The following is a 13,765-nucleotide window of genomic DNA, read 5'->3' as shown; positions in this document are numbered from 1 at the left end:
TCAAAGATTTTATTTTGTAGAACAGACAGAATTAAGATAACAACAAAATTTAATACTAACAGAATCGGAGATTGATTGCTACTGATTCGCATAATTTGATTTATATGAATTTAAAATGCTTACTTTGTGGAATAGCTATTTTGGTATGTGTCGGAACCGTAAAGGCTATTGACAATGTGTCGGAACGTGTATCCGCATCTATTTCTTTGAAAGTGCCGGGAAATGAGGCAAAACAGTACCCGTTGACTTTCCAGAAGACCAAAAACGACAAAAGCGCTTATCAGTTGGAAGCCTCTGAAAGAATTCCGTTGACAGTTTATCAAACAATAGAAGAAAAAGGCGGAAAATCGCAGATAACAGTATGTATCACTGCATTGGAGGATGTATATTTTAATTACAGTCAACAAGTGTCAACAGGGTTCCGCCATGATGACTGCCAGTTCTACATGCCCGGATTCTGGTATCGCCGTAATCTTCGTTCTCCAAAGTCGGCTCCCTCGTTTCATACTTCGGATAGTTGGTTGGTGCGTGAAGATAGGTTAAGTACCCCTCTTACAGGTATCTACAGTGAGGGAACCAAACGTTTTATGACCGTAAACCGTATCGATCAGTTCGAGAATGACGCTTTGACTACTCATCGGGAGGGAGAGGTTATTCTTTCCGGTAAAACCTCCCTTGGTTTCACCGGCTTTGAGAATCGTAATGGCATAGCTACACTTTCTTTCGGTTTCCCCTATCAGGAAGCTCCTAAGAGCTATATTCGCAAGCTGACATTGGCCCCGCAGGTAAAGGCTTTTCAGTTGTTGAAAAAAGGTGAAACCGTTTTATTGAACTGGACTATTTATGAAGATGCAGCCGAAGATTACTCGGATTTTATTCGTCATACTTGGGAATATTGTTACGATACTTATGCTCCAAAGCCAGTTGATACTCCCTATTCAATAGCGGACATGAAAAATACTCTTAGTTCTTTTTTCGTGAATAGCTTGGTGAGTAAACCGGAGTTGACTTACTATTCAGGGGTAGGCTTGCGGACAGATGATTGTAAAAGTAACGGAGAGGCGGAAGTCGGTTTTGTCGGACGTGTTCTTTTGAATGCATTCAATGCTTGGGAATATGGCTGGGAAAGCAATCGGGCAGAACTGAAGGAAAACAGCCTTAAGATTTTTGACAGTTACTTGAAGAATGGCTTTACTGAGGCAGGGTTCTTTAAGGAATTTGTGAATCTGGATCGTAACTTTGAGGAACCGGTTCATAGTATTCGCCGTCAATCAGAAGGAATCTATGCAATGCTTCATTTCCTGGCATACGAGAAAGAACAAGGACGTCGCCATCCGGAGTGGGAACAACGGATGAAGAAGATGCTTGACATGTTTATGCAATTGCAGAATCAGGATGGTAGTTTTCCACGTAAGTTCCGGGATGATTTTTCTATAGTCGATAAGAGCGGTGGTAGTACTCCTTCGGCTACTCTGCCATTAGTGATGGGATATAAGTATTTTAAAGATAAACGCTATCTGGATAGTGCCAAGAAGACAGCGGATTATCTGGAAAATGAACTGATTTCGAAAGCAGATTATTTCTCCTCTACACTTGATGCAAACTGTGAAGATAAGGAGGCATCGCTTTATGCTGCAACTGCTACTTACTATTTGGCATTGATAACCAAAGGAGAAGAGCATAAGCATTATGCCGACCTGACGAAAAAAGCTGCATATTTTGCGTTGTCATGGTATTATTTGTGGGATGTACCTTTTGCTCCCGGTCAAATGTTGGGTGATATAGGACTGAAGACACGTGGATGGGGTAATGTGTCCGTAGAGAATAACCATATCGATGTGTTTATCTTTGAGTTTGCTTCCGTGCTTCAGTGGTTGTCTAAAGAATATAAAGAACCTCGTTTTGCAGATTTTGCGGAAGTGATTTCTACGTCTATGCGGCAGTTATTGCCTCACGATGGTCATATGTGCGGCATTGCCAAAGTCGGTTATTATCCGGAAGTTGTTCAACATACGAACTGGGATTATGGAAGGAACGGAAAAGGATATTATAACGATATCTTTGCACCGGGATGGACGGTAGCCTCTTTGTGGGAGCTATTGACTCCGGGACGTGCCGAAAAGATGTTGGTTAAGTAATTCATCTAATCTGTGATATATATGCTAAAGAAACGATTCTATATTCTACTGTTCTTCTGCCTGCTTCTTGGAGGAAATGTAAATAGCAGTACAGTGGATAAAGGTGATAACAATGCTCCGTTTGAGAACAAACGTACGGAAACGGACTACTTGCCTATTGCTGATCCGTTTGTGATGCTTTACAATAATAAGTACTATGCTTATGGCACCGGAGGTACAGTGAACGAAGGATTTGCCTGTTTTTCTTCTGATGATCTGAAAAACTGGAAACGTGAGAGGCAGGCGCTTTCTGCAGATGATTCATATGGTAAATGGGGATTCTGGGCGCCGGAGGTTTATTATATTCAATCAAAGAAGAAATTTTATATGTTTTATTCTGTAGAAGAACATATCTGTGTGGCTACCTCAGATTCTCCGGTAGGACCTTTTCGGCAAGAGTCGAAGCAACCTATCTGGGAGGAGAAGAGTATAGATACCTCTCTTTTCATTGATGACGATGGTACTCCATACCTCTATTTTGTACGTTTCACAGATGGAAATGTTATCTGGGTAGCTCAGATGACCGATGATTTAATGAAGATTAAAAAGGAGACTTTATCGGAATGTATAAAAGCAGAAGAGCCGTGGGAACTATTGCAGGCTAAAGTAGCGGAAGGACCTTCGGTGCTGAAAAAGAAGGGTATGTATTATTTGATTTACTCTGCCAATCACTATCAGAATAAAGGCTATGGAGTAGGATATGCCACTTCTAAGTCGCCAATGGGACCATGGACTAAGTATGACAAGAATCCGCTCTTGCAAGGGGATGAGTCTACCGGACTGGTAGGTACTGGACATGGTGCTCCTTTTCAATGCAAAGACGGCAGTTGGAAATATATTTTTCACGCTCATTGGAATAAAGAGAAAATACACCCGCGTACTTCATACTTTAAAGACTTTACCATATCTAAACAAGGTGTCGTTTCTATAACCGGAAAGGTTATTAAACCGAAAGTTATAAAGTAAACGGTTATCTTTATTTTTTCTGAGCAAATATTGTTCAAAAAGTAGGAGACTTCAGATATTAATGATTGATACGTCAGATATTAATAGTTGGCATGTCAGGTCTTAACAGTTGAGAAGTCAGTTATTAATGTCTGATAACGCAGGCATTAGTGTCTGAAGTCAGGTATATTAGGCATTGTTACAACAGTTATTTATCCTTGCCGGAATACTTATGTTTGCTTGTCAATCTTTCCATACGTATTGAGTGGATTGCATAAGATATTTATTTTATTCAAACTGATAGAGGGATCGAATACGGTTCCTCTATTGTTTTATACTACTGTATCGTTGTTTTAGTTATGTATTTCCATGTATTTGCATAGAATCTGTTAACTTTTGAACAATTTTTGATACACCAAATATTCCATGTTTGCTACTTTTGTCTTATAACTAACTAATAAATCGAATAGCGCATCATATTCAATAAACCATTATCTTTCACCGGTTTCTCTTTGATGTTTGCTTATTGTATAATAGTACCAATGATGGAAGGGTGTTCTGCTCACTTGATTTAGTGACAATGGCATCTGTTATTTGAGATATTAGATTAACTTTGTTGTATATAATACTTTTTTAATAAGATGAGGAGCACGTTATGAGAATATTGCACAGTCTTTCTATATTGATTGTTTTTATCTTTCATACTTTTTATGTATTTGCCGATTTGAATGAGGGTTATGCTTTTCGTTCACTGGATATAAATAATGGCTTATCTCAAAATACGGTTCACGCCATTCTTCAGGATAAACAGGGTTTTATGTGGTTTGGAACGAAGGATGGATTAGACCGATATGATGGCATTTCCTTTCGGGCTTTTATGAAAGAGTCCGGCACTTTGGGGAATAACTTCATTACCTCCTTGTACGAAGATCAGCAAGGACAAATCTGGATAGGAACAGATGTAGGACTCTATGTATATTCGCCTGAGCACGAGACTGTGGAACGTTTTATAATGAAAAGTGATTTAGATACAGGGATCGATTATACGGTCAATCTGGTGACGGGAGATAAGGACGGAGGAATTTGGGTGGTGACACAATCTCAGGCGGTTTTTTATTATAATCCTCAGACTAATAAGCTGATAAATTATCTGTCAGATCAATCCGGCAGGTTGAAATTTGGTAGTCTTGGGCAACTTTACTTTGATTCGGATAATGTATGTTGGCTGGATATACGTGATGGCAACTTGTATTTTTCAAAGGACAAACTCCAAACCTTGGTCCCGGTATTTCCTAAAGATGGAAATGAACCTTTCAAAGGAGAATATATATGCAAACTACTTCCCGGTCCTTATAATTGTATGTATGTCGGGACCATAACGGGGTTGAAAGAAGTGAATCTGACCAATAAGACTGTGCGTACTCTTTTATCCAAAGATGAATCCGGAGATGATATTTATGTTCGGGAGATAGCATTCTATTCGGATGATGAGTTATGGGCCGGAACGGAATCTGGGCTTTATATTTATAATTTACGTACAAAGAAAACTGTTCATTTACGGAATGTGAGCGGTGATCCGTATTCTATTTCCGATAATGCCATTTATTCGATTTGTAAAGATCGTGAAGGGGGGATATGGATTGGATCTTATTTTGGTGGTGTGAACTACTATCCTAAGCAATATACTTATTTTGATAAAGTCTATCCCCGGACAGAAATTGATGAAATGGGGAAACGAGTGCGGGAGTTTTGTGCCGATCATGATGGTACTCTCTGGATCGGTACCGAAGATAAGGGGCTTTTTCATTATTATCCTTCTACAGGGCTGATCGAACCATTCAGGCATCCGGACATTTATCATAATGTACATGGATTATGTCTGGATGGGAATTATTTATGGGTCGGACATTTTGCCAAAGGGCTAAATCGGATTGACTTGAGAACCCACGCTGTAAAGCATTATTTTGATGCTCCTAATGATATCTTCTCTATTTGCCGGACTACTTCAGGTAATTTATGGCTTGGAACAACAGCCGGATTATTCCGTTATCATTCTGAAACAAACCGTTTTGAACGTGTACCTGAACTTGGTTGGGTATTTATATATAATATCAAGGAGGATAAACAGGGGAATCTATGGCTGGCAACTTACATAGATGGTGTATATAAGAGAAATGTACGTACTGGTGAGTGGGAACATTATATGCATGATGAAACGAATCCTTCAAGCCTGCCTTCCAACAAAGTGCTGAGTATATTTGAGGATAGCCAAAATCAGCTTTGGTTTACAACACAGGGAGGAGGCTTTTGTCGCTTTGATCCTTCTGGTAAGATATTTGTGCGTTATGATTCGAGTATTGGATTGCCGAGTAATGTCGTACATCGAATTGAGGAAGATGAAAAGGGGTTGTTTTGGATTACAACCAATAAAGGGCTGGTACATTTTAATCCGAAAACTTTAGAATTTAAGGTGTATACGATTGCTAATGGGTTACTGAGTAATCAATTTAATTATCAGTCCAGTTACAAGGACAAGAATGGACGGATATACTTTGGTAGTATTAATGGTTTTATTTCTTTCGAACCGTCTGTTTTTGTTGACAATGATTTTCTTCCTCCTGTGGTAATAACAGATTTTATGCTCTTTAATAAAAAGGTTCCGGTTGGTAGTACGGACTCTCCGTTAAAGCAAAGTATCACATTATCCGACTACCTTGAGCTTCAATCGAATCAGAACTCGTTTTCTTTCAGTGTAGCAGCTCTTAGTTATCAGTCACCTGATATGAATACAGTATTATATAAGCTCGAAGGGTATGATTCAGAATGGTATTCGGTGGGTAAAAATCTGATTACATATTCTAATTTACCCTATGGGACGTATGTGCTAAAGGTAAAGGCTGCAAATAGTGATGGAATCTGGAATCCGGATGTTCGTACTTTAAAGATCCGGATTCTACCTCCGTTTTATTTGTCTGTATGGGCTTATATCATCTATGTAATATTAATACTCGGAGCACTTTTCGCTACTTTCTTCTACTTTAGAAAGCGGGCAGTCGAAAAGCACCAGAGAGCGATGGAGAAGTTTGAGCAGGAAAAAGAACGGGAACTTTATACTTCTAAGATAGAGTTCTTTACGAATGTGGCACATGAGATCCGAACCCCTCTGACGCTGATCAAAAGTCCTTTAGAAAGTGTACTTACCGAGAAGGAACTGCCTGAAAATGTGAAGATGGAATTAGAAATTATGGACCAGAATGCAGAACGATTACTGAATCTGACAAATCAATTACTTGATTTCCGTAAAACAGAAAATAAAGGGTTTAAGTTAAATCCGGTAGAGTGTAGCGTCGGTTCTATTATTCGTTCTGTTTATAAGCGCTTCACCACTTTGGTTAACCAGAAAGGAATTGAGCTTAAGGTAGAGATTCCCGAGGAAGAATTATTGGCTTCTGTGGATAAAGAAGCTTTAACTAAGATTCTCAGCAACTTGTTTACGAATGCTTTGAAATATGCCCAAACATATGCTTATCTCAGCTTATCTGTTGATGAGGCAGGGAAAGAGTTTACTATTGTTATGAGCAATGATGGAAAGATAATCCCTATTGAGATGCGTGAGAACATATTTCGTCCTTTCGTACAGTATCGGGATGGAAAAGACATAGTTCCGGGAACAGGCATTGGGCTGGCTTTGGCGCGTTCATTGGCAGAATTACATCAAGGGACGTTAACGATGGATCAAGATATGGAGTGTAACCGCTTCATCCTTTCCATTCCGATACGGCATCAGACGGCTTCGGATGTTTTGGAAGAAGAACATCGTGAAAAGCCAGTGTATGATGAAGAAGATAATGAAACACGTATAATGCCTTCTGATAAGGATAAAAAGGAAGTTGCTTCGGTCTTGATAGTAGAAGATAATAAAGATATGTTGGCTTTTGTTGCCCGACAGCTCTCGCCATTATACCATGTTATAACAGCCGAGAACGGGATAGAAGCACTAAAAGTACTTGAACACGAGTATATCAACCTTGTGATAAGTGATATAATGATGCCTGAAATGGATGGACTTGAATTGTGTGAGCATTTGAAGTCTAATTTAGACTACAGTCATATTCCTATTATATTGTTAACAGCTAAAACAACACTGGAGTCGAAGATTGAAGGACTGGAACAAGGAGCGGACGCATATATTGAGAAACCTTTTTCTGTAGAATATCTGCGTGTCAATGTTGCCAATCTGTTAAGTAATCGTGAAAGGCTGCGTCGTCGTTTTATAGAGTCTCCTTTTATAAAGGCCGATACGATGGCTCAAACGAAGGCGGATGAAGTTTTTATTCAGAAGTTGAACGAGTATGTATCTCAGCACCTCGATAACACCGATCTGGTGATTGATGACATGGCGGAAGCTATGAATATGGGACGTTCTAACTTTTACCGCAAACTGAAAGGAGTATTGGATATGAGTCCGAATGAGTATCTTCGTTTGATACGTTTAAAGAAAGCTGCCCAGCTTCTGAAAGATGGAAGATATGGGATTGTAGAAATTTCTTATATGGTAGGATTCAATTCACCTTCTTATTTCTCAAACTGTTTTAAGAAACAATTTGGAGTGTTACCAAAAGATTTCATGCAATGAACAAATTCTTATAAAATTGCTCTAAAACTGATTCTGACTATCTCTGCACTGTTTTTTGGATAGAATTTAATAATATCAGGTTAATTTCTTATATCCTTTTCAGGTAGGTTCCGATAACTTTGCGAATGTCTCGAAGGTAGGAACTTATTTTCTGACCAGTCTATTTGGTTGGGAAAAAACTTTCTTCTAGATCAATTAATATAGAAGTAACGGATAAATACCAGATTAGAAACTGGCTTTATAAGCTATTAATTATTATTAATCAATATCTAATTTTTCGCGCGAATATGATTTTGTATGTATTGTTTGGTAGATAGGGAGAAGAGTTGATACATAAATAAGGAATTGGCAGGTATTAGTTTTTTTATAAAACTCTTCTTCCACTTTTCTTCGCTGAAGTATATAATCCTTAAATAATACGATTTATGAACAAATTCCTTTTATAAGGATCATGATATAAATGTTTAACCAAAATAATAAAGAAAATGAAAAACAGTTTTTTGTGTGTCGGCTCTTTTCTATTGGCTGCTAGTTTTTTTACTAGTTGTACAGAAGACAAGGATTGGTCCGGTGGATTGAAGAATTCTGATCTGGTATTCCAGACTTATTTGCCAACAGAAGGTGCCAAAGGAACGGAACTTTCTATTCGAGGCAATAATTTTGGAGAGGATATCAGCCAAGTCCAAGTATGGGTGAATGAAAAAGAAGCAGAGGTGATTTCGGTTACTTCTACCCGTATTATGGCTAGGGTGGCTGAAGCTAGTGGTAGTGGCGTAGTGAAAGTCAGAGTTGGGGAAGTAGTATACAGTTATCCTGATTTATTTTCCTATGGTTATATTCGCAATGTGTACACTGTAGCTGGTAATGGTCAAGGTACCACAGTTGATGGTGCATATCTTCAGGCTTCTGTCCAATGGCCTATTGTGATGGTTTATGATAAATGGGATGATGCCATATTGTTCTTGCAAGATGAAGGAGAACACCGCATCCGTCGTATGAAAGATGGTAAAATTGAGACTTTATGTTCCACAAAAAGCTTAGTGAACAATGCACGCAGTATATGCTTCTCTCTTGATGGAGATACATTGTTTATAGGCAATGATAATGCGAATAACTATGTGGCAAATCCTGTTGCAGTCGGAATGGTAACTCGTAAAGGTGGTTTCAAAGATCTTAAGTCATATATTCCTTCTGAGAAATTAGCTCAGCCCCATATTAATGGTATCGCTGTTAATCCTGTAGACGGTTCGCTTTTTACTTATCATTGGGGACGCCATGTGTTTCGCTATAATAAAGCTACTGAGACTTGTGAATATGTGATTACACGAGATCAGTTCAATGAATTAGTAGTTGGTTTGTTCCCGGATGCTGACGGAAATATGCAAAATATAGGTGGTGACGGTGGATATGGTGGACTTGCTTTCTCTCCGGATGGAAAGACTCTTTATTGGAATGGACGTGATCCATATCAGGGTATATTAAAAGCTGATTATGATCTTGTCACTAAAAAATGTACTAATCTAACCCGCTTTGCAGGTAATGGAGTCTGGGGGATTATTGATGGTCAAGGTGTTTCTTCACGTATGGACCAGCCTAATCAAATAGCAGTGGATGCGGAAGGCAATTTGTTAGTAACAACAGTTTATGGGCGCACTGTTCGCAAGATTACTCCTGAAGGATATGTGAGTACATATGCTGGAATAGGCTACCAGACGGGATATGTCGATGGGCTTGCTGCAGAAGCGAAATTCAACAAACCTTATGGTATTGCTATTGATGCCCAAGGTAATGTATATGTAGGTGATTGTGAGAATTGGCGTATTCGGGTAATCAAAGAAGAATGATTGTTAGAACTAATAACTGGTATAGAAAATTAAAGAGTATATTTTATGTTCAAGAAAGAAATATATAGTCTATTGCTATTCTCCTTTGGGCTTTTGTTTACTTGTTGTGGAGAGAGTGCAACAGATGACGAGGAAAAAGATAATAATGGTCAGGGAAGTGTTAGTGTGGAGACTAATTACCTGCCTATTGCAGACCCCTACGTGATGTTCTATAATAATAAATATTATGCTTATGGTACAGGAGGAACAACTGCCGGAGAGGGGTTTGCCTGCTTTTCTTCTGACGATTTGAAAAACTGGAAACGTGAGGGGCAGGCTCTATCTGCAACCGATTCTTATGGTACATGGGGTTTTTGGGCACCGGAGGTCTATTACGTTGAGTCTAAGAAGAAATTTTATCTGTTCTATTCAGCAGAAGAACATATTTGCGTAGCGACTTCTACTACTCCTGAAGGTCCATTCCGACAAGAAGTAAAGCAGCCGATCTGGAGTGAGAAAAGCATTGATACTTCTTTGTTTATAGATGATGACGGTACTCCATATCTTTATTTCGTACGTTTTACAGATGGGAATGTGATATGGGTGGCTCAGATGACTGATGACTTGATGAGTATAAAGACAGAGACTTTGAATCAATGTATAAAAGCTGAAGTATCATGGGAACTTTTGCAAGGTAAAGTAGCGGAAGGACCTTCTCTTTTGAAAAAGAATGGCGTGTATTATCTGATTTATTCTGCTAATCATTATGAAAATAAAGGATATGGAGTTGGATATGCAACCTCAGATACTCCTATGGGGCCTTGGGTGAAGTATAGCAAGAATCCACTTTTACAGGGTGATGCAGCTACCGGCTTAGTAGGTACAGGACATGGAGCGCCGTTCCAATGCAAAGATGGTAGTTGGAAGTATATATTTCATGCTCATTGGAGTGCTGCGGAGATACAACCTCGAACATCGTATATTAAGGATTTTGCCATTTCGGATCAGGGAGTGGTTACTATTAGTGGAACTGTAATTAAGCCGAGAGTTCTGAAGTAAAAGGATACCGGATAAATGAATATCATTTTTAATTTAAAACTAATACTATAATGAATAAAAATAATCGAATGAGCAAGAGGCTTTTGAACTATGTCATTGTCCTTTTGGTGTGCTTGATTAGTAGTGCGGAATCTTTTGCACAAGGCACAAAGTTTCAGGTCAAGGGAAATGTGACGGACGCTTCGAGAGAACCGATTGTTGGTGCTACAATCAAGGTGAAAGGTACTTCGCAAGGAGTTATAACCAATATTGATGGTGAATACTCTATCGATACTCGTAGCAACGCAATTTTGGAGTTCAGTTATATCGGATATGTGTCACAAGAAGTCCCTGTAAGTGGAAGTAAAATTATAAATGTGACTCTTCAGGAAGAGGTCAGTAAATTGGACGAAGTGGTGGTGGTAGGTTATGGAACGCAGAAAAAAATCAGTGTGACCGGTTCTGTGTCCAATGTCTCTACCAAAGAAATAGCCAAAATAGCTACTCCATCATTAAGCAATACTTTAGGCGGACAAATTCCGGGTATTGTGACTCGTCAGGCTACAGGCGAACCGGGATATGATCAAGCGAGCATTTATATCCGAGGTTTTGGAACATGGACAAATCGTAGCCCGTTGATATTGGTAGATGGTATTGAGCGTGATATGAATACGATTAATACTGAAGAAGTAGAAAGCATTTCTGTCTTGAAAGATGCTTCCGCTACGGCAGTATATGGTGTACGTGGTGCTAATGGCGTTATCTTGATAACTACTAAGCGTGGTCAACTGGGAAAACCGAAAGTGACATTGCGCTCAGAATATGCAGTGCTTACCGGACTTCGTTATCCGGAGTATATTAATGCGGCGGAATATGCCGGTTTAATGAATGAGGCACGTGACAATGCAGGCGTTGCTAATATGGCTTATACGGATGAAGAAATTGAATTGTTCAGAAACGGTAGTAGCCCTTATCTTTATCCTAATGTGAACTGGGTGGACGAAGTTCTTAAGAAGAATACAACACAGAGCATTACAAATTTAAATATTACCGGTGGTACCGAAGTAGTACGCTATTTTGTAAATGTGGGTTATACAACGCAGAGCGGGCTTTATCGCGATAATGGCGATAATGCATATAGTACAAACAGTCGTGTAAACCGTTATAATTATCGTTCGCGTGTAGATGTAAATCTCACGAAAGATCTTTCAGTAGAATTAGGGGTTGGCGGTATTATTCAGAATCGTAATTTCCCAGGAAAGAGTCAATATGATATCTTTTATGCGATTCGTAATACTTCTCCTTTAGCATTTCCTGTAAAGAATCCGGATGGTACACCAGGTGCTTCACCGACTTATCTTGGTAATAATCCATGGGGTATGACTACACAGAGTGGTTATGAAACACAAAACTGGAATACATTGCAAGGGACTTTTTCTGCACGTTGGGATTTATCTTCACTTGTGACGGAAGGGCTTTCAGTAAGCGGACGGTTTGCTTACGATCATTATTATTCTAATAATAAACAATATTATAAGGATTTTGAAGTAAAACAGTATATGGGAGAAGACGCGGAGGGCAATGCCATCTATAATATACTTCGTAATGAGAATATTAAGAATGTGACTTTAGCGGAAAGTGCCAACCGTGCCATTTACTATGAAGTGGCAGCCAATTATGATCGCACATTTGGTATGCATAATATTACTGGAATGTTTTTGTTCAACCGTCGTGATTATGTAAACTTGCGTAATACGGACCGTACGGGATCCGTTCCTTATCGTCGTCAGGGTATTGCGGGACGTGCCAGCTATAACTACTTGCAACGTTATTTTGCAGAGTTCAATTTCGGATATAACGGTTCGGAACAGTTCCCGAAAGGTAAGCGTTATGGCTTTTTCCCGTCCGTATCATTGGGATACGTTTTGACGAATGAAGACTTTTGGAACCGTAACTGGTGGATAAGCAACTTGAAATTACGTGGAAGTTATGGTACGGTGGGTAACGACATTTCTTCCAGCACCCGTTTCCTTTATCTAACTACCATGAATATGAATGTGTCGGCAGGATATATGGGGAAAGAAGGCAATAATTATATGGCAGGTATTATGGAAGGGCAGACCGGTAATCAGAATGTAACTTGGGAGACAGCGAAAAAGTTAAATGTCGGTTTTGATCTGGGTTTATTTAACGATGTGGTTTCTTTGCAGGTGGATATATTTAAGGAAAAGCGTGACGGTATCTTGATTACTCGTAAAACTGTGCCTGTATTGGCTGGTTTCTCAGGTGCAAGTATTCCGGTAGGAAATCTAGGTAAGGCGGAGAATAAAGGTATTGAAACCGCACTTGAAGTGAAAAAAAGAGTTGCTAACGGATTATTCTACTCATTACGTGGGAATTTCTCGTTTGCCCGTAATAAGATTATTGAAAATGATGAACCGAAGCCGAAGTATGAATATCAAGATGCTCGCGGACGCCGTATTGACCAGACATTCGGACTTGTGGCACTAGGATTCTTCAAGGATCAGGATGATATTAAAAACAGCCCGAAGCAGACGTTCCAAAGTACCGTTCGTCCCGGGGATATTAAATACAAAGATATAAATGGTGACGGTGTAGTGGATGAGTATGATAAAGTAGCTATTGGTGACCCGCGTACTCCGGAGATTATGTTTGGATTTGGTGGTACGGTGGCATATAAGAATTTTGATGTCAGTTTATTTTTCACGGGTGCTGCCAAGACAAGTTTCTTTTTGGAAGGAGCAACTGTTTATCCATTCCTGAATGGTGAGGGCACATGGAATGTGCTGCGTGAGGTGTATGATAATCGTTGGACATCTGAAACAGCTGCTACTGCAAAATATCCTATTGTTCTTAATGCTAATAGTTACAATAACTACCAAACTTCCACAATGTATATGCGTAATGGTTCTTACTTGCGCTTGAAGAGTGCCGAAATAGGTTATACATTCAAAGGAAGACTGATTGATAAGATGTTTATGGATAATATCCGTCTGTTCTGTAACGGACAAAATCTATTAACACTTGATTATATCAAGATTGTAGACCCGGAGTCGAATAATGGTGTAGGTAACTATCCGATGCAACGAACTATTAACTTTGGTTTCCAGATTAACTTTAAATAA

The 13,765-nt window shown here is 39.2% G+C and carries 6 protein-coding genes; all 6 read left to right on the top strand.

Translation table 11 applies throughout. The annotated features are described in order from the left end of the window. Window positions 1–104 precede the first annotated feature (104 nt). The 6 genes from BT_RS14695 to BT_RS14670 all read left to right on the top strand — a co-directional run bounded on the left by BT_RS14695 (window position 105) and on the right by BT_RS14670 (window position 13,765). Complete coding sequence (locus BT_RS14695) at window positions 105–2,138, top strand: hypothetical protein (RefSeq protein WP_011108528.1); 2,034 nt, start codon at window positions 105–107, stop codon at window positions 2,136–2,138. Between the two features lie 21 nt (window positions 2,139–2,159). Then, on the top strand, window positions 2,160–3,143 hold the full coding sequence (locus tag BT_RS14690) for a glycoside hydrolase family 43 protein (protein ID WP_008767181.1): 984 nt from the start codon (window positions 2,160–2,162) through the stop codon (window positions 3,141–3,143). Between the two features lie 634 nt (window positions 3,144–3,777). Then, on the top strand, window positions 3,778–7,758 hold the full coding sequence (locus BT_RS14685; RefSeq protein WP_011108527.1) for a hybrid sensor histidine kinase/response regulator transcription factor: 3,981 nt from the start codon (window positions 3,778–3,780) through the stop codon (window positions 7,756–7,758). Window positions 7,759–8,333: 575 nt separating this feature from the next. Continuing rightward, a complete protein-coding gene (locus tag BT_RS14680) occupies window positions 8,334–9,602 on the top strand; it encodes an SMP-30/gluconolactonase/LRE family protein (RefSeq protein ID WP_224200505.1) in 1,269 nt (422 codons plus the stop codon). A 45-nt stretch (window positions 9,603–9,647) separates the two neighbouring features. Beyond that, window positions 9,648–10,640 carry a glycoside hydrolase family 43 protein gene (locus tag BT_RS14675; protein WP_008765249.1) on the top strand — a complete coding sequence of 331 codons (993 nt, stop codon included), beginning with the start codon at window positions 9,648–9,650 and terminating at the stop codon, window positions 10,638–10,640. Between the two features lie 68 nt (window positions 10,641–10,708). Further along, window positions 10,709–13,765, top strand: coding sequence for a SusC/RagA family TonB-linked outer membrane protein (locus tag BT_RS14670; protein WP_011108526.1), 3,057 nt, complete (start codon window positions 10,709–10,711; stop codon window positions 13,763–13,765).

Source organism: Bacteroides thetaiotaomicron VPI-5482 (assembly GCF_000011065.1).
Taxonomy (GTDB): domain Bacteria; phylum Bacteroidota; class Bacteroidia; order Bacteroidales; family Bacteroidaceae; genus Bacteroides; species Bacteroides thetaiotaomicron.
Note: the sequence above shows the minus strand (reverse complement) of the source record. Positions and strands in the feature narration are given on the sequence as shown.

Excerpts from the sequence above, each read along its gene's own strand:
- BT_RS14695 (WP_011108528.1), top strand. The coding sequence starts at position 105 with ATGAATTTAAAATGCTTACTTTGTGGAATAGCTATTTTGGTATGTGTC.
- BT_RS14685 (WP_011108527.1), top strand. The coding sequence starts at position 3,778 with ATGAGAATATTGCACAGTCTTTCTATATTGATTGTTTTTATCTTTCAT.
- BT_RS14690 (WP_008767181.1), top strand. The coding sequence starts at position 2,160 with ATGCTAAAGAAACGATTCTATATTCTACTGTTCTTCTGCCTGCTTCTT.
- BT_RS14670 (WP_011108526.1), top strand. The coding sequence starts at position 10,709 with ATGAGCAAGAGGCTTTTGAACTATGTCATTGTCCTTTTGGTGTGCTTG.
- BT_RS14675 (WP_008765249.1), top strand. The coding sequence starts at position 9,648 with ATGTTCAAGAAAGAAATATATAGTCTATTGCTATTCTCCTTTGGGCTT.